Consider the following 17,407-nt stretch of genomic DNA (forward strand, 5'->3'; position numbering starts at 1 on the left):
CCTCGTAAGAAGGGGCGCCGCACCTAGTGCGCGGCCGACTCCCAGTCCGGGCCCACGCCGACGGAGACGTCCAGCGGAACATCGAGCCGGACCGCCGACGCCATCTCGTGGCGCAGCAGTTCCTCGGTCCTCTCCCGCTCACCGGGAGCGATCTCCAGGACGATTTCGTCATGGACCTGGAGCAGCATGCGGGAGTCCAGCTTCGCCTCGCGCAGCGCCCGGTCCACGTTGAGCATCGCGATCTTCACGATGTCGGCGGCCGTGCCCTGGATGGGCGCGTTCAGGGCCATGCGCTCGGCCGCCTCACGGCGCTGACGGTTGTCGCTGTTGAGATCCGGCAGATAGCGGCGGCGCCCGAACAGCGTCGCCGTGTACCCCGTGGCCCGGGCCTCGTCGACCGCGCGGCGCAGATAGTCCCGTACACCGCCGAAGCGCTCGAAGTACGTGTCCATCAGCCCACGGGCCTCGCCCGCCTCGATGTTGAGCTGCTGGGACAGACCGAACGCCGACAGCCCGTACGCGAGGCCATACGACATCGCCTTGATCTTGCGGCGCATCTCGGCGTCGACCGAGGACCGCTCCACCGAGAACACCTGGGAGGCGACGGTGGTGTGCAGGTCCTCACCGGAGGTGAACGCCTCCAGCAGACCCTCGTCCTCGGACAGATGGGCCATCACCCGCAGCTCGATCTGGCTGTAGTCCGCGGTCATCAGGCACTCGAAGCCCTCACCGACGACGAAGCCGCGGCGGATCGCGCGGCCCTCGTCCGTGCGCACCGGGATGTTCTGCAGGTTCGGATCGGTCGACGACAGGCGGCCGGTCGCCGCCACCGTCTGGTTGAACGTCGTGTGGATCCGGCCGTCCGCCGCGATCGTCTTGATCAGACCCTCGACCGTGGACCGCAGCTTGGCCTGCTCACGGTGACGCAGCATGATCACGGGCAGTTCGTTCTCGGTCTGCGCCGCCAGCCAGGCCAACGCGTCCGCGTCCGTCGTGTAGCCCGTCTTCGTCTTCTTCGTCTTCGGCAGGGCCAGTTCACCGAAGAGGACTTCCTGGAGCTGCTTGGGCGAACCGAGGTTGAACTCGTGCCCGGCGGCCGCGTGCGCCTCCTTCACCGCCTGCTGCACCGCGCCGGCGAACGTCTGCTCCATGGTCTCCAGGTGCGCCCGGTCCGCCGCGATGCCGTACCGCTCCAGCCGCGCCAGCAGGGTGGACGTGGGCAGTTCCATGTCGCGCAGCAGATCCGCCGCGCCGACCTCCTGGAGCTTCTCCCCGAACGCCTCCCCGAGATCGAGGATCGTGCGGGCCTGCGCCATCAGCGCGTCGGCCTCGGCCTGCTCGTCCGTACCGAAGGCGAGCTGTCCGTCGGCAGCGGCGGCGGGCCCGAGCTCTCGGCCCAAATACTCCAGGGACAGCGCGTCCAGCGCGAAGGAACGGCGGCCCGGCTTGACCAGATAGGCGGCGAGCGCCGTGTCCATGGTCACGCCCTCGATGGTCCAGCCGTGCTCGGCGAAGACCCGCATCACGCCCTTGGCGTTGTGCATGACCTTGTGCCGGTCCGGGTCGGCGAGCCACGCGGCGAACGCGTTCTCGTCGGACTCGTCCAGCCGGGACGGGTCGAACCAGACCGCGGGACCCGTCCCCGTGGCGATCGCCACCTCGGCGACCGACCCCGAGCCCAGCGCCCACGAGTCGACCGTGGACACGCCCAGCACCTCGGTGCCGTGCTCGGCGAGCCACGGCTTCAGCTCGCCCGCGCCCAGCACCGTCCCCTCGATCTCGACGCCCTCGGCGACCGGCCGCGCCTCCTCGGACTCCCCTGCTCCCGGGTCCACGGCGAGAAGCCGCTCACGCAGCGAGGGGTTCCGGATCTCCAGCGTGTCCAGGACCATCGCCACGGCCGTGCGGTCGTACGCGGCCCGCTCCAGGTCCGCCACCGTGCCCGACAGCTCGACGTCCTTGACCATCTCCGTGAGACGGCGGTTGAGCTTCACCGCCTCCAGGTGGTCGCGCAGGTTCTGCCCGGCCTTGCCCTTGACCTCCTCGACCCGCTCGACGAGCTCCGCGAACGAACCGAACTGGTTGATCCACTTCGCGGCCGTCTTCTCACCCACACCGGGAATGCCCGGCAGGTTGTCCGACGGGTCGCCGCGCAGCGCCGCGAAGTCCGGATACTGCGCCGGCGTCAGCCCGTACTTCTCGAAGACCTTCTCCGGGGTGAACCGGGTCAGCTCGGAGACGCCCTTCGTCGGATACAGCACCGTCGTGTGCTCCGAGACGAGCTGGAAGGAGTCACGGTCACCCGTGACGATCAACACCTCGAAGCCCTCGGCCTCCGCCTGGGTGGCGAGCGTCGCGATGACGTCGTCGGCCTCGAAACCGTCCACCGCGAACCGCCGCGCGTGCATCGCGTCCAGCAGCTCGCCGATCAGCTCGACCTGCCCCTTGAACTCGTCCGGGGTCTTCGACCTGTTCGCCTTGTACTCGGTGAACTCCTCCGAACGCCAGGTCTTGCGCGAGACGTCGAACGCCACCGCGAAGTGCGTGGGCGCCTCGTCGCGCAGCGTGTTCGCCAGCATCGACGCGAAACCATAGATGGCGTTCGTCGGCTGGCCCGTCGCGGTCGTGAAGTTCTCCGCGGGCAGCGCGAAGAACGCGCGGTAGGCCAGCGAGTGCCCGTCCATGAGCATCAGTCGCGGGCGGCCCGTACCTGCGGTCTTCTCGGTCTTCTTCGATGCTGTCTCTGCCACACCCCCGATCCTGCCACGGCCCGCTGACAACGAGAGCCCTCCGGGTCCGCCGCACCCCCTCCCCTCCCGGATCCCCACAACCCGCGGGCCGCGCTGTCGGCCGCGCGTGCGAGGATCGAAGGGGTACGAACACACGCACACCGACGTGCGCACGCGAAGGGGTTCAGCGATGGCCAGCAAGCCGCCGAAAAGCGATCCGGTCCAGGACGCGCCGCAGGTAGCCGGACCGAAGCACGCCGCGGCCGGGCTCCCCGCCATCGGACACACCCTGCGCATCGCGCAGCAGCAGATGGGCGTCCGCCGCACCGCGCTCACCCTCCTGCGCGTCAACCAGAAGGACGGCTTCGACTGCCCCGGCTGCGCCTGGCCCGAGCCCGAGCACCGGCACGCCGCGGAGTTCTGCGAGAACGGCGCCAAGGCCGTCGCCGAGGAAGCCACCCTGCGCCGGGTGACCCCCGACTTCTTCGCCGCGCACCCCGTCTCCGACCTCGCCGGCCGCAGCGGCTACTGGCTCGGGCAGCAGGGCCGACTCACCCACCCCATGTACCTGGCCGAGGGCGCCGACCACTACGAGCCCGTCCCCTGGGAACGCGCCTTCGACATCGTCGCCGAGGAACTCGCCGCGCTCGGCTCCCCGGACGAAGCCCTCTTCTACACCTCGGGCCGCACCAGCAACGAGGCCGCCTTCCTCTACCAGCTCTTCGCCCGCGAACTCGGCACGAACAACCTGCCGGACTGCTCGAACATGTGCCACGAGTCGTCCGGCTCCGCGCTCAACGAGACCATCGGCATCGGCAAGGGCAGCGTCCTGCTGGAGGACCTCTACCGCGCGGACCTGATCATCGTCGCCGGGCAGAACCCCGGCACGAACCACCCGCGCATGCTCTCCGCCCTGGAGAAGGCCAAGGCGAACGGCGCGAAGATCATCACCGTCAACCCGCTGCCCGAAGCGGGCATGGAGCGCTTCAAGAACCCGCAGACGCCCCAGGGCATGATCAAGGGCGCCGCGCTCACCGACCTCTTCCTCCAGATCCGCATCGGCGGCGACCAGGCCCTCTTCCGCCTGCTGAACAAACTGATCCTCGACACCGAGGGCGCCGTCGACGAGACGTTCGTCGCCGAACACACCCACGGCTTCGAGGACTTCGCCGAGGCCGCCCGCGCGGCCGACTGGGACGAGACGCTCACCGCGACCGGTCTCACCCGCGACAGCATCGACGAGGCCCTGGAGATGGTCCTCGCCTCGGAGCGCACCATCGTGTGTTGGGCGATGGGCCTCACCCAGCACAAGCACTCCGTCCCCACCATCCGCGAGGTCGTCAACTTCCTGCTGCTGCGCGGCAACATCGGCCGCCCCGGCGCCGGCGTCTGCCCCGTCCGCGGACACTCCAACGTCCAGGGCGACCGCACGATGGGCATCTTCGAACGCCCCGCCCCCGCCTTCCTCGACGCCCTGGAGAAGGAGTTCGGCTTCAAGCCGCCCCGCGAACACGGCTACGACGTCGTACGGGCCATCCGCGCGCTGCGCGACGGCGACGCGAAGGTCTTCTTCGCCATGGGCGGCAACTTCGTCTCCGCCTCCCCCGACACCGACGTCACCGAGGCGGCCATGCGACGCGCCCGGCTCACCGTCCACGTCTCCACCAAGCTGAACCGCTCGCACGTCGTCACCGGCGCGCGCGCCCTCATCCTGCCCACCCTCGGACGCACCGAGCGCGACCTCCAGGGCGGCGGCGAGCAGTTCGTGACCGTCGAGGACTCCATGGGCATGGTGCACGCCTCACGCGGCCGCCTGGAGCCCGCGAGCCCCCACCTGCTGTCCGAGCCCGCCATCGTCGCCCGCCTCGCCCGCAGGGTCCTCGGCGAGGCCAGCGGCACCCCCTGGGAAGAGTTCGAGAAGGACTACGCGACCGTCCGCGACCGCATAGCCCGCGTGATCCCCGGCTTCCAGGACTTCAACGCGCGCGTGGCCGACCCCGCCGGCTTCGCCCTCCCCCACGCCCCCCGCGACGAACGCCGCTTCCCGACGGCCACCGGCAAGGCCAACTTCACCGCCGCGCCCGTCGAACACCCCGAACTCCCCGAAGGGCGCCTGCTGCTGCAGACCCTGCGCTCCCACGACCAGTACAACACCACCATCTACGGACTCGACGACCGATACCGGGGCATCAAGAACGGCCGCCGGGTCGTCTTCGTCAATCCCGACGACGCCCGCGAACTGAAGATCGCGGACGGCTCGTACGTCGACCTCGTCGGCGAGTGGAAGGACGGCGTGGAACGGCGCGCCCCCGGCTTCCGCGTCGTGCACTACCCCACCGCCCGGGGCTGCGCCGCCGCCTACTACCCCGAGACGAACGTCCTGGTCCCCCTGGACTCGACGGCCGACACGAGCAACACCCCCGCCAGCAAATCCGTGGTCGTCCGTCTGGAACAATCGACAGCCGACTGAGCGTTCGCTCAGTGAGGGAATTCCACGACGACGTGGTCCACGACGAACGGAGCCGGGCCCCATGGGCGAACAGCACACCCCGAAGTTCCCGCAAGGGGTCATCGACGAGTACGCCGCGCTCGGCGTCGACCTGCCCGCGCTGTTCTCCGCGGGCCACCTCGGCAACCGCATGGGCGTCCAGATCACCGAGGCCTCCGCGGACCGCGTCGTGGGCACCATGCCCGTCGAGGGCAACACCCAGCCCTACGGCCTGCTCCACGGAGGAGCCTCCGCCGTCCTCGCCGAGACCATCGGCTCCGTCGGCGCCATGCTCCACGGCGGCATCACCAAGATCGCCGTCGGCGTCGACCTGAACTGCACGCACCACCGCGGCGTCCGCTCCGGCCTCGTCACCGGCGTGGCCACACCCGTCCACCGCGGCCGCACCTCGGCGACGTACGAGATCGCCATCACCGGCGAGGACGGCAAGCGCGTCTGCAGCGCCCGCCTCACCTGCATCCTCAAGGACGCCCCCCAGAGCTGACCCCCGGCTCTCCCGGGCGCTCACGGGTCCCCCGGGTCCCCCGGGGCGCTCCGGGGCCCCGCGGATCACCCTGGGCGATCCGGAGAGCGTGGACCCCTGGGGCGCCTCGGAGCGCTCGGAGGCGCGCGGATCCCCCGGAGTGGTCGAGGCACGCGGATCCCTGGGCGCGCCGTGACGCGCGGATCCTCCCGGGTCGCACAGGCGAGCGGACCACCCCGGGCCCAGGCGCGCGGGGTCTTCGGGTGCCGTCCCGAGGGCCGCGCGCTTCGGCGGCCCCGGCGCCGGGGTTCACCAGCCCCCGGAGTCGTCCGGAGCCCTTGAAGTTCCGCCTGCCCGCCGAGGTCCAACCCTCGCACTCTCGGCCCCCGTTGGGCCGAACCCCGACGCGGCCCGCGGCGGCGCGCCCGGGCACGGAGTGTCGTCGCGATCGCAATCGGCGACCCCGTCAGCCCCCTCCACGGCGCCCGTGACCGCCGAGGGAGACGCGCCCCGGTCACAAGTGCCCTGGCGACACGCGCACTTCCTTCCGCTTCGCGGGCGGCACCGAGCGCCGCACGGCCGGAACCGCCCACAAGTAGGCTCCGGTCCGCCCTAGTTGAGCGCGGCACCCCACCTCCGCTGCCACTGACAGTGAGGGCCGGAAACGCCCGCCTCATCACCTTGCGCGGCCCCGTATACAACCGCGCCCGCCCGCCGCCCGGCGTCCGGGCTCTCCCCGCCCCGACCTGCCTGTCCTCCACGACGACGCACAGCAACAGCAAAGCCTCACTTCGGCGGCATCCGGCAGCCCGGCGCGAAGACCGTCACGCGCGCCCCCCACTTCCCCAACGCGCCCTCCCCCACACCCACTTCACCCGGCCAGGACACCGCCGACCGCCTCATGCGGCGGTAACACACGGTTACCTCTGCCGCAATAAAGCAATCCCCCCGCCGCGAGCCGCGCCGCACCACGCCCCGGAAGGCCCCCCGAACCGCCGCACGGCGTACAGCTTCCGGTATCCGCCATCAACCCGGAACAGCGCGTTCTCACCATGCGAACACATAACCGCCTCCGGGGGGCACGCCGAAATGCTCCGATCGTCCGCCCCACGCCCCGCAGGGCACCCCCCGGATAACAAGAGCGTCACAGCCTTCCCCACGCTCCTCCCCACCCCCCCAACCTGCGCTTATAGTCACGGCCAGTCACCGCGCCGCCGGGCGCGTCACTGCACGGCCCTGCTTCATCCAGTACGGCCCGGCGAGAAACACGGCCCCCACCCTGGGGTGCCGCGCCAGGGAGAGGATTCAACGTGCGACAGCGTTCTATGGTCATACTCACCGCCGTGCTCACGACAGGAGCACTCACGCTGACCGCCTGCGGCTCGCGCGACGACAGCGGCGACAGCAAGAGCGACAAGAAGACCGAGATCATCATCGGCGTGGACGCGCCGCTGACCGGCCAGAACTCGGCCACCGGTCTCGGCATCCAGGGCGGCGTCCAGATCGCCGTGGACGACGCCAACAAGAACAACACCGTTCCCGGCGTGACCTTCAAGGTCAAGGCGCTCGACGACAAGGCCATCCCGGCCTCCGGCCAGGCCAACGCCACCCAGCTCGTCCAGGACGACAAGGTCCTCGGCGTGGTCGGCCCGCTGAACTCCGGCGTCGCCACCCAGATGCAGCAGGTCTTCGACACCGCGGGCCTCGTCGAGATCTCGCCGTCCAACACGGCGCCCGAGCTCACCCAGGGCAAGAACTGGCAGACCGCCAAGTCCCGCCCGTTCAAGACCTACTTCCGCACCGCCACCACCGACGCCCTCCAGGGCGGCTTCGCGGCCGACTACGCCTACAACACGCTGAAGAAGCGCAAGGTGTACGTCGTCGACGACAAGCAGACCTACGGTGCCGGCCTCGCCAAGCTCTTCAAGGCGGGCTTCACCAAGTCCGGCGGCAAGCTCGCGGGCGAGGACCACGTCAACACCGGCGACACGGACTTCTCCGCCCTCGTCACCAAGATCAAGAACTCCAAGGCCGACCTCGTCTACTACGGCGGCCAGTACGACGAGTCCGAGAAGCTCACCAAGCAGCTCAAGGACGGCGGAGCCAAGATCCCGCTGTTCGGCGGCGACGGCATGTTCTCCGACACCTACATCCAGACCGCCGGCAAGCCCTCCGAGGGTGACCTCGTCACCTCCGTCGGCCAGCCCGTCGACTCCCTCGCCTCCGCCGCCGACTTCATCAAGAAGTACAAGGCGTCCGGCCTCAAGGGCGACTACGGCACCTACGGCGGCTACTCCTACGACGCCGCCACGGCCATCATCAAGGCCATCGGCGCTGTCGTGAAGGACGGCAAGATCCCGGACGGCGCCCGCGCCAAGATCGTCGCCGAGGTCCAGAAGACGAAGTTCGACGGCATCGCCGGCCCCGTCTCGTTCGACGAGTACGGCGACACCACGAACAAGCAGCTCACCGTCTACCAGGTCGTCGACGGCAAGTGGAAGGCCGTCAAGAGCGGTACGTTCAACGGCTGATCAGCTACACCCGGGCCACTCCGGTGGATCGGTCCACCACCAGGCGACGGCGCCCCGAGCGGCACCACACGCCCGGTCCGATCCACCGGACAGGCCCTCCGCACAACCTCAGGGCCGCGCGGCCACGACCACACGTCACCGCGCGGCCCGCTTCATACGCCCTGATCAACTCTCCCCACCACATGGAGGCCACGCGGTGAACACCCTGCCGCAGCAGCTGGCCAACGGGCTGTTCCTCGGCTCGATGTACGGGCTGATCGCCATCGGCTACACGATGGTGTACGGCATCGTCCAGCTCATCAACTTCGCCCACGGCGAGATCTTCATGACCGGCGGCTTCGGCGCACTCTCGGTCTACCTCTACGTTCTGCCAAACGGCACATCCATGTGGATAGCCCTCCCAGCGATGCTGATAGGCGGCGGAATCGTCTCCGTCCTCATCGCCGTCGGGGCGGAACGCTTCGCCTACCGACCACTACGCGGAGCACCACGCCTCGCCCCGCTCATCACCGCCATCGGTCTGTCCCTGGCCCTCCAGCAGATCGTCTTCAACACCTACCCCGACGCCAAGACCGACCTGACGTTCCCCCAGCTTCCCTTCGGTCCCTGGCACATCGGCTCCGTCAGCATCCAGAGCGGCTCGGTCTTCGTCATCGTCGCCGCCCCCCTGTGCATGGCGGCCCTCGCCCTCTTCGTCAGCCTCTCCCGCACCGGCCGCGCCATGCAGGCCACCGCGCAGGACCCTGACACCGCACAGCTCATGGGCATCGACACCAACCGCATCATCGTCATCGCCTTCGCCATCGGCGGCTTCTTCGCCGCCGTCGCGGCCGTCGCCTACGGCCTGCGCTACGGCACCGTCAAGTACGACATGGGCTTCCAGATGGGCCTCAAGGCCTTCACCGCGGCCGTCCTCGGCGGCATCGGCAACATCTACGGCGCCATGATCGGCGGCCTCGTCCTCGGCCTCGCCGAGACCCTGGCCACCAGCTACATCGACGGCATCCCCGGCATGCAGCAGCTCGGCGGCGGCGGCTGGTCCTCCGTCTGGGCCTTCGTACTCCTCATCCTCGTACTGCTGTTCAGGCCACAGGGCCTCGTCGGCGAACGCGTCGCGGACAGGGCGTGAGCACCATGGCAACCACCGAGACCTCCACCCCCGAGCGCGGCCTGATCGCGCTCCCCGAGAGCGCGGCCCGCGTCCTCGTCGCGGTCGGCGCCATCGCCACCATCGCCAGCACCTTCATGTCCTGGACCTACACGTCCGACTTCCCCGGGGACCTCACCTACTACGGCTCCCCGGCCGGACTCCAGGTCCTCGACATCGTCGCCGGCGTCCTCACCCTGCTGTTCGCGCTGACCCTCTGGAACGTCCGCGGCCTCGGCTGGCTCAACCCGGCGGGCGCCACCCAGCCCGTCGTCCTCGCCGCCGCCTCCGCGTTCGCCGTGAGCTGGTTCAGCGCCATCGCCATCGCCGTCGACCTCAAGGGCCTCGTCGCACTCGACCCCGGCGCCTACGTCGCCGCCGTCGGCTCGCTGATCGCCCTCCTCGGCACCCTGGCACTCCCCAAGCCCGGTGACACCTTCAAGGACTACGTCACCAAGCCCGGCCTCATCCCGCCGGCCGCCAAGCTGCCCGCCTGGGTCGAGCGCCTCGTCATCACCGGCGCCACCGCCGTCGCGCTCACCGCGTTCACGTACGGCATCGGCGTCGACCCCGACGCGAGCGAAACGTTCCTGGGCTACCTGCTCCTCGTCGTCTTCGGCACCTGGGCCCTCCAGACAGCCGGACTCTTCGACCGCTTCGCCCAGCTCAACGCCCGCCACAAGGGATTCGCCACCACCATGGCGTTCCTCGCCGCGGCGATCTTCCCCTACTTCGCGAACAACGAGCACAACTCCAACGTCGGCGTGAGCATTCTCGTCGTCGGCACCGTCGCCCTCGGCCTCAACATCGTCGTCGGCCTCACCGGACTCCTCGACCTCGGATACGTCGCCTTCCTCGGCGTCGGCGCCTACGCCGCGGCCCTCGTCTCCGGCTCCGAGTTCTCCCGCTTCTCCGGCGTCCAGTTCCCCTTCTGGGCCGCCATGCTCACCGGCATGGCAGCATCGCTCGTGTTCGGCGTCCTCATCGGCGCCCCCACCCTGCGACTGCGCGGCGACTACCTCGCCATCGTGACCCTGGGCTTCGGAGAGATCTTCCGCATCGCCGTCAACAACCTGGACGGCGCCTCCGGACCCAACCTCACCAACGGCCCCAACGGCATCTCCATGATCCCGGACCTCAACATCTTCGGGTTCGACTTCGGCACCAGCCACGACGTCGCCGGCCACGCCCTCGGCCGCTTCGCCAACTACTTCCTGCTGATGCTGCTCATCACCGCACTCGTCGTCGTCGTCTTCTCCCGCGCCGCCGACTCCCGGATCGGCCGCTCCTGGATCGCCATCCGCGAGGACGAGACCGCCGCCACCGCCATGGGCATCAACGGCTTCCGCGTCAAGCTCGTCGCCTTCGCCCTCGGCGCCTCCCTCGCCGGCCTCGCCGGAACGGTCAGCGCCCACGTCGGCTACAGCGTCAACCCGGCCCCGTACCAGTTCGCCGGCTCCGTGCCCCCGAACTCCGCCTTCCTCCTCGCGGCGGTCGTCCTCGGCGGCATGGGCACCGTCAGCGGACCCATCCTCGGCGCCACCCTGCTCTACCTCCTCCCTGAGAAGCTCCAGTTCCTCAAGGAGTACCAACTCCTCGCCTTCGGCGTCGCGCTCGTCCTCCTCATGCGCTTCCGCCCCGAAGGCATCATCGCCAACCGTCGCAACCAGCTCGAATTCCACGAGGGCGACGACAGCGACGAGACCGTCCACATCCCCGAACAAGGCCTGCCCGACTCCACCGTCGGCGTCACCAAGGCAGGGGCGTAACCAACATGACCACCACCACAGCCCCCAGCCCCGTCCTCGAAGCCACCGGCGTCACCATGCGCTTCGGCGGCCTCACCGCGGTCCGCAACGTCGACCTCACGGTCAACGCCGGAGAGATCGTCGGCCTCATCGGCCCCAACGGCGCGGGCAAGACCACCTTCTTCAACTGCCTCACCGGCCTCTACGTCCCCACCGAGGGCAAAGTCGCCTACAAGGGCACGGTGCTGCCCCCCAAGCCGCACCTGGTCACCAGCGCCGGCATCGCCCGCACGTTCCAGAACATCCGGCTCTTCGCCAACATGACCGTCCTGGAGAATGTGCTCGTCGGACGCCACACCCGCACCAAGGAAGGCCTCTGGTCGGCCCTCCTGCGCGGCCCCGGCTTCCGCAAGGCCGAAGCCACCTCCCGCGAACGCGCCATGGAACTGCTGGAGTTCATCGGCCTCGACCACAAGGCCGACCACCTCTCCCGCAACCTCCCCTACGGCGAACAGCGCAAGCTGGAGATCGCGCGAGCCATGGCGAGCGAGCCGGGCCTGCTCCTCCTCGACGAACCCACCGCCGGCATGAACCCGCAGGAAACCCGCGCGACCGAAGAACTCGTCTTCGCCATCCGCGACCGCGGCATCGCCGTCCTCGTCATCGAGCACGACATGCGCTTCATCTTCAACCTGTCCGACCGCGTGGCCTGCCTCGTCCAGGGCGAGAAGCTCGTCGAAGGCACCTCCGAGGTCGTCCAGGGCGACGAACGCGTCATCGCCGCCTACCTCGGCACCCCCTTCGAGGGCGCCCCCGGCGCCGACGAACTCGCCGAGGTCGAGGCCGCCGAAGCCGCCGGAACAGCCGCGGACACCCAGCCCACGACCGAGGAAGCCGCCGACACCCCGGCAGCCGCCCCGGCCGACGACACCACGGAAGCCCCCGCGACCGAGGAGGCCGAGGAGACCCCGGCAGCCGAGGACAGCACGGCGACCGAGGCCACCACGGACACCGACGAAGCCCCCGAGGCCTCCGAGGAACCCGCGGACGCCACCCCGTCCGAAGACTCCGACGCACCCACCGCGTCCGACGACTCCGACGCGCAGGGCAGCACCACCAAGGAAGGAAACGCCCAGTGACCGCACTGCTCGAGGTCGAAGACCTCAAGGTCGCCTACGGCAAGATCGAAGCCGTCAAGGGCATCTCCTTCACCGTCGAAGCCGGCCAGATCGTCACCCTCATCGGCACCAACGGCGCCGGCAAGACGACGACCCTGCGCACCCTCTCCGGGCTCCTCAAGCCCAGCGGAGGCCGCATCCTCTTCGACGGCCAGCCCCTCGCCAACATCCCCGCCCACAAGATCGTCTCCCTCGGGCTCGCTCACTCCCCCGAGGGACGGCACATCTTCCCCCGCCTCACCATCGCGGAGAACCTCCAGCTCGGAGCCTTCCTCCGCAGCGACAAGGCGGGCATCGAGAAGGACATCCAGCGCGCCTACGACCTCTTCCCCATCCTGGGAGAACGCCGTAAGCAGGCCGCGGGCACCCTCTCGGGCGGCGAACAGCAGATGCTCGCCATGGGACGCGCCCTCATGTCCCAGCCCAAGCTGCTCATGCTCGACGAACCCTCCATGGGCCTCTCGCCGATCATGATGCAGAAGATCCTCGCCACCATCGCCGAACTCAAGGCGTCCGGCACCACCATCCTGCTCGTCGAGCAGAACGCCCAGGCGGCGCTCTCGCTGGCCGACCAGGCCCACGTCATGGAGGTCGGCAACATCGTCCTCTCCGGCACCGGCCAGGACCTCCTCCACGACGAGTCCGTCCGCAAGGCGTACCTCGGCGAGGACTGATCCGCCCGCGACCCCGGTCGCACGAAAAGGCCCGCACCTCCGTCAGGGGTGCGGGCCTCTTCCGTCCGCCGCTTCGACGCGGACCAAGCTCTGCCGGGCCGCGGTACTAGCCCTTCGCCGCCTTCTTCTCCGCGGCGTCCTCGATGACCGCCTCGGCCACCTGCTGCATCGACATACGACGGTCCATCGACGTCTTCTGGATCCACCGGAACGCCGCCGGCTCCGTCAGGCCGTACTCCGTCTGGAGAACCGACTTCGCGCGGTCCACCAGCTTCCGCGTCTCCAGACGCTGCGTGAGATCCGCGATCTCACCCTCCAGCGCCTTCAGCTCCGCGAACCGGGACACCGCCATCTCGATCGCCGGCACCACGTCGCTCTTGCTGAACGGCTTCACCAGGTACGCCATCGCGCCCGCGTCACGGGCCCGCTCGACGAGGTCGCGCTGCGAGAACGCGGTCAGCATCAGCACCGGGGCGATCGACTCCTCGGCGATCTTCTCCGCCGCCGAGATGCCGTCCAGCTTCGGCATCTTCACGTCGAGGATCACCAGGTCGGGCTTGTGCTCCCGGGCCAGCTCGACGGCCTGCTCACCGTCGCCGGCCTCGCCTACGACGGTGTAGCCCTCCTCCTCCAGCATCTCCTTGAGGTCGAGACGGATCAGCGCCTCGTCCTCGGCGATGACGACACGGGTCGTCAGCGGAGGCACGTGCGACTTGTCGTCGTCGGGCGCGTCTACGGGCTGGGGCGACTCGGGGGCGGTCACGGGGGCTCCTCGTTGCGGGCCGGGCAGGTAGTGCTGCTTAAGAAGACTACCTAGCGGCGGCGAGCTGCGATGACCCGGTATGCTTCCGCAGAGCCACTCACGCCGGGTTGGCGCAACTGGTTGACGCGGAGGTCTCAAACACCTCTGTCCGCAAGGACATGTGGGTTCGAATCCCATACCCGGCACAGTTCACCGCAAAGCGGAGGTCCACGTTCGCGTGGACCTCCGCTTTTTGCTGCACCCGGTAGCGATCAGTGACGCACGGTGTTCACATGAACTCTCATGGAACTGAAGTGCGAGAGAAGGCCCTCACCCTGCTCCGCGACGGAGCCAAGAACACCGACGTGGCACGACGGTTCGAGCTTCCGCCGGGAACGGTGAGCTACTGGAAGCATGTCGACCGGGTGAAACGGGGTGAGCCGGTCGCCGTTCGGCGTCGCTCCCCTGCCCGAGGTGCGACGGCCGCGACCTCGACGAGGCCTCGTACAGCTATCTCCTCGGCCTGTACCTGGGCGACGGGCACATCAGCCACTACGCGAAGCACAAAGTGCCCAGCCTCATGATCACCCTCGACGACGCGTGGCCGGGAATTCAGGACAGCACGGAGCGCGCCCTGCGAGCCGTGTTTCCCCACAACGCCACGTGCCGCGTTCGCAGCAAAGGCGCGCACAACATCAAGGTGTACTTCAAGCACCTCGACTGTCTCTTCCCCCAGCACGGCCCCGGCAGGAAGCACGAGCGGCCGATCGTGCTCGCGGCCTGGCAGCGGGAGATCGTCGATGACCACCCCTGGGAGTTCGTCCGGGGGCTCATCCACTCCGACGGGTGTCGCATCACCAACTGGACCACCCGCGTCGTCGGCGGGGAGCGCAAGCGCTACGAATACCCCCGGTACTTCTTCACCAATGTCTCCGACGACATCAGGCGGCTCTTCACCGACACCCTGGACAGGCTCGGCGTCGAGTGGACGCACTGCACCCGGCACGGCAACCCGTACAACATCTCGGTCGCCAGGAAGGCCTCCGTGGCCCTCATGGACGCCCACGTCGGCCCCAAGTACTGAGCAGCGAGGGCCCCTCGGGCGGCTCAGAGGGGCCCGTCGGACGTGTGGCGGCTACTTGGGGCTGTCGTCCTCGCCCACGTGGTGGACGCGGACCAGGTTCGTGGTGCCGGAGACTCCGGGCGGGGAGCCGGCGGTGATCACGACGATGTCGCCCTTGGCGCAGCGGCCGTACTTCAGGAGGAGTTCGTCGACCTGGTCGACCATGGCGTCGGTGGAGTCGACGTGGGGGCCGAGGAAGGTTTCGACGCCCCAGGTGAGGTTGAGCTGGGAGCGGGTGGCGGGGGTGGGGGTGAAGGCGAGGAGCGGGATGGGTGAGCGGTAGCGGGAGAGGCGGCGGACGGTGTCGCCGGACTGGGTGAAGGCGACGAGGAACTTGGCGCCGAGGAAGTCGCCCATTTCCGCTGCGGCTCGGGCGACGGCGCCGCCCTGGGTGCGGGGTTTGTTGCGTTCGGTCAGCGGGGGCAGTCCCTTGGCGAGGATGTCCTCCTCGGCGGCTTCGACGATGCGGCTCATCGTCCTGACCGTCTCGACGGGGTATTTGCCGACGCTGGTCTCGCCGGAGAGCATCACGGCGTCGGTGCCGTCGATGACGGCGTTGGCGACGTCGGAGGCTTCGGCGCGGGTGGGGCGGGAATTGTCGATCATCGAGTCGAGCATCTGGGTGGCGACGATGACCGGCTTGGCGTTGCGTTTGGCGAGTTTGATGGCGCGCTTCTGGACGATGGGGACCTGTTCGAGCGGCATTTCGACGCCGAGGTCGCCGCGGGCGACCATGATGCCGTCGAATGCGGCGACGATGTCGTCGATGTTGTCGACGGCCTGGGGCTTTTCGACTTTGGCGATGACGGGGAGGCGGCGGCCTTCTTCGTCCATGATGCGGTGGACATCGGAGATGTCCTTGCCGCTGCGGACGAAGGAGAGGGCGATGACGTCGAAGCCGGTGCGCAGGGCCCAGCGGAGGTCGTCCTCGTCCTTGTCGGAGAGGGCGGGGACGGAGACGGCGACGCCGGGGAGGTTGAGGCCTTTGTGGTCGGAGACCAGGCCGCCTTCGATGACGGTGGTGTGGACGCGGGGGCCGTCGACGGAGGTGACTTCGAGGCAGACTTTTCCGTCGTCGACGAGGATGCGTTCACCGGGAGTGACGTCGGTTGCGAGTCCGTCGTAGGTGGTTCCGCAGGATTCGCGGTCTCCTTGGGCGCCTGCTTCGACGGTGATGGTGAAGGTGTCTCCGCGTTCAAGGAGTACGGGTCCTTCGGTGAAGCGGCCGAGGCGGATCTTCGGGCCTTGAAGGTCGCCGAGGATTCCGACGCTGCGGCCGGTTTCGTCGGAGGCTTTCCGGACGTGCCGGTAGCGCTCTTCGTGGTCGGCGTGGGTGCCGTGGCTGAGGTTGAAGCGGGCTACGTCCATTCCGGCTTCGACCAGGGCTTTGATCTGGTCGTATGAGTCGGTGGCGGGGCCCAGTGTGCAGACGATTTTCGCTCGGCGCATGATTCGAGCCTAGGCCTTACCGGTCGGTAGAGAATTGGTCGCGCATGACTACTCAACAACCTTTGCGTGAAGGGTTATTGACAACTGTTGAATTGTGCGCCGCGCCGCTCCGATGAGCGGAGCGTGGTGCCCGGTGCGGCCGGCGCGTTCTTCGGCCTGTGCCCGTCCAGTGTGCGCCGGGCTGCGGGGTGGGTGCGCGGAAGAGTTGTGCGGTGACTTTCCGTGATGCTGCCAGGTGTGGCTAGAGCCGTGGTGGCGCCATGGTGAAGCGGGCGACGACCTGGGCGTGGACGTGCTGGCGTTGGGGTTCGAGGTCGAGGGGTGCGGGTTCGTCGTCGGCGGGGGCGGCGGCGTAGACGGCCCGGCTGCGCGCGCGGGTGCTCTGAGGGACCTGGGCGTGGGTGCCCTCGGTGCCGGTGTCGGCGAGTTCGACGAGGGCGGTGAGGGTGGTGTCGAGGGCGTCGGCGTATTCGCGGGCGCGCTGGACGGCTTCGCGGACGGCTTGTTGGCGTGCTGTGCGGTGGGCCGGTGAGTCGGGGCGCAGGGTCCACCAGGGGCCGTCGACGCGGGTGAGGTCGAGGTCGGCGAGGGCGGTGGTGAGTTCGCCGAGTGCGGTGAAGTCGTTCAGTTCGGCGGTGATGTGGACGAGTCCGTGGTGGGTGCGGGTGCGTTCTCCGCGGCTGTGGCGGCTGAGTTCGGGGGTGATGGTGAGGGCGCTGGTTTCGAGGTGTTCGACCGCGTCGCCGTGGGCTTTGACGAGTTCGAGGGCGCGGGCGTTGCGGTGGGTGAGGTCGGTGAGGGTCTGTCGGCGGTCTTTGCCGCGGGCGGTGACGGTGATGGTGATGCGGGCGATCTCGGGGTCGACTTCGAGGTGGGCTTCGCCGCGGACGGCGATGCGGGGTGTGGCGGGGGTGCCGTAGGGGACGGCGGGGGTGGTGGCCGGGGTGTGCCGGTCGGTGGGGCCGGTGTCGGGGGTCATACGTCCCACTCTGTCACTGGGTGGGGTGTCTCCGGTGCCGTCCGGCCATCAGATGGAAACCTCCAGGGTCTTTTGCGGGGGCGGGTGTTGGGCCAGAATCTACGCGCGTCGTCACCCCCGTCTCGAGGAGTTCGT

General features: G+C 69.1%; 11 protein-coding genes, 1 tRNA gene and 1 pseudogene. 9 read left to right on the plus strand and 4 right to left on the minus strand.

What is annotated here, in order from left to right; all coding sequences use genetic code 11:
• Nucleotides 1-23: 23 nt before the first annotated feature.
• On the minus strand, nucleotides 24-2,750 hold the full coding sequence (gene polA / locus ACIQ7M_RS12095; protein WP_403642777.1) for a DNA polymerase I: 2,727 nt from the start codon (nucleotides 2,748-2,750) through the stop codon (nucleotides 24-26).
• Between the two features lie 169 nt (nucleotides 2,751-2,919).
• Between polA and ACIQ7M_RS12100 the strand changes: the two genes are divergently transcribed.
• From ACIQ7M_RS12100 to ACIQ7M_RS12130, 7 genes are all read left to right on the plus strand, one after another.
• Entirely contained in the window at nucleotides 2,920-5,199 is a 2,280-nt protein-coding gene (locus tag ACIQ7M_RS12100) for an FdhF/YdeP family oxidoreductase (protein WP_403642780.1), read from the plus strand.
• A 61-nt stretch (nucleotides 5,200-5,260) separates the two neighbouring features.
• Nucleotides 5,261-5,722, plus strand: a complete 462-nt coding sequence (locus tag ACIQ7M_RS12105; protein WP_326788392.1) for a hotdog fold thioesterase — start codon at nucleotides 5,261-5,263, stop codon at nucleotides 5,720-5,722.
• 1,304 nt (nucleotides 5,723-7,026) lie between these two features.
• Nucleotides 7,027-8,232 carry a branched-chain amino acid ABC transporter substrate-binding protein gene (locus ACIQ7M_RS12110; protein WP_355768160.1) on the plus strand — a complete coding sequence of 402 codons (1,206 nt, stop codon included), beginning with the start codon at nucleotides 7,027-7,029 and terminating at the stop codon, nucleotides 8,230-8,232.
• Between the two features lie 196 nt (nucleotides 8,233-8,428).
• Nucleotides 8,429-9,361, plus strand: coding sequence for a branched-chain amino acid ABC transporter permease (locus ACIQ7M_RS12115; RefSeq protein ID WP_355768134.1), 933 nt, complete (start codon nucleotides 8,429-8,431; stop codon nucleotides 9,359-9,361).
• Between the two features lie 5 nt (nucleotides 9,362-9,366).
• Entirely contained in the window at nucleotides 9,367-11,148 is a 1,782-nt protein-coding gene (locus ACIQ7M_RS12120; RefSeq protein WP_403643514.1) for a branched-chain amino acid ABC transporter permease, read from the plus strand.
• 5 nt (nucleotides 11,149-11,153) lie between these two features.
• The gene (locus ACIQ7M_RS12125; RefSeq protein WP_403642784.1) at nucleotides 11,154-12,266 is read left to right on the plus strand and encodes an ABC transporter ATP-binding protein; all 1,113 of its coding nucleotides are present in this window, start codon (nucleotides 11,154-11,156) and stop codon (nucleotides 12,264-12,266) included.
• Nucleotides 12,263-12,979: an ABC transporter ATP-binding protein gene (locus tag ACIQ7M_RS12130; RefSeq protein WP_355768140.1), complete on the plus strand. Its 717-nt coding sequence runs from the start codon at nucleotides 12,263-12,265 to the stop codon at nucleotides 12,977-12,979. The genes ACIQ7M_RS12125 and ACIQ7M_RS12130 overlap by 4 nt, the downstream gene beginning before the upstream one ends.
• A gap of 106 nt (nucleotides 12,980-13,085) precedes the next feature.
• On the opposite strand, the gene ACIQ7M_RS12135 is transcribed toward ACIQ7M_RS12130, so the two are convergent.
• Nucleotides 13,086-13,742: an ANTAR domain-containing response regulator gene (locus ACIQ7M_RS12135; RefSeq protein ID WP_037624717.1), complete on the minus strand. Its 657-nt coding sequence runs from the start codon at nucleotides 13,740-13,742 to the stop codon at nucleotides 13,086-13,088.
• Nucleotides 13,743-13,843: 101 nt separating this feature from the next.
• Between ACIQ7M_RS12135 and ACIQ7M_RS12140 the strand changes: the two genes are divergently transcribed.
• Both ACIQ7M_RS12140 and ACIQ7M_RS12145 read left to right on the plus strand, forming a co-directional pair.
• A tRNA-Leu gene (locus ACIQ7M_RS12140) sits at nucleotides 13,844-13,927 on the plus strand.
• Nucleotides 13,928-14,014: 87 nt separating this feature from the next.
• Nucleotides 14,015-14,805: pseudogene (locus ACIQ7M_RS12145) on the plus strand (helix-turn-helix domain-containing protein).
• Between the two features lie 51 nt (nucleotides 14,806-14,856).
• On the opposite strand, the gene pyk reads toward ACIQ7M_RS12145, so the two are convergent.
• The gene (gene pyk / locus ACIQ7M_RS12150) at nucleotides 14,857-16,293 is read right to left on the minus strand and encodes a pyruvate kinase (protein ID WP_403642788.1); all 1,437 of its coding nucleotides are present in this window, start codon (nucleotides 16,291-16,293) and stop codon (nucleotides 14,857-14,859) included.
• A 241-nt stretch (nucleotides 16,294-16,534) separates the two neighbouring features.
• Nucleotides 16,535-17,272, minus strand: a complete 738-nt coding sequence (locus ACIQ7M_RS12155) for an SIMPL domain-containing protein (protein WP_403642791.1) — start codon at nucleotides 17,270-17,272, stop codon at nucleotides 16,535-16,537.
• Nucleotides 17,273-17,407 lie beyond the last annotated feature (135 nt).

Origin of the sequence: Streptomyces sp. NPDC096324, assembly GCF_044763015.1 — a bacterium.
In the GTDB taxonomy this organism is placed as follows: Bacteria; Actinomycetota; Actinomycetes; order Streptomycetales; family Streptomycetaceae; genus Streptomyces.

Coding starts and splice junctions, on each gene's coding strand:
- ACIQ7M_RS12100 (WP_403642780.1), top strand. CDS start 2,920: ATGGCCAGCAAGCCGCCGAAAAGCGATCCGGTCCAGGACGCGCCGCAG.
- ACIQ7M_RS12105 (WP_326788392.1), top strand. CDS start 5,261: ATGGGCGAACAGCACACCCCGAAGTTCCCGCAAGGGGTCATCGACGAG.
- ACIQ7M_RS12110 (WP_355768160.1), top strand. CDS start 7,027: ATGGTCATACTCACCGCCGTGCTCACGACAGGAGCACTCACGCTGACC.
- ACIQ7M_RS12120 (WP_403643514.1), top strand. CDS start 9,367: ATGGCAACCACCGAGACCTCCACCCCCGAGCGCGGCCTGATCGCGCTC.
- ACIQ7M_RS12125 (WP_403642784.1), top strand. CDS start 11,154: ATGACCACCACCACAGCCCCCAGCCCCGTCCTCGAAGCCACCGGCGTC.
- pyk (WP_403642788.1), bottom strand. CDS start 16,293: ATGCGCCGAGCGAAAATCGTCTGCACACTGGGCCCCGCCACCGACTCA.
- ACIQ7M_RS12155 (WP_403642791.1), bottom strand. CDS start 17,272: ATGACCCCCGACACCGGCCCCACCGACCGGCACACCCCGGCCACCACC.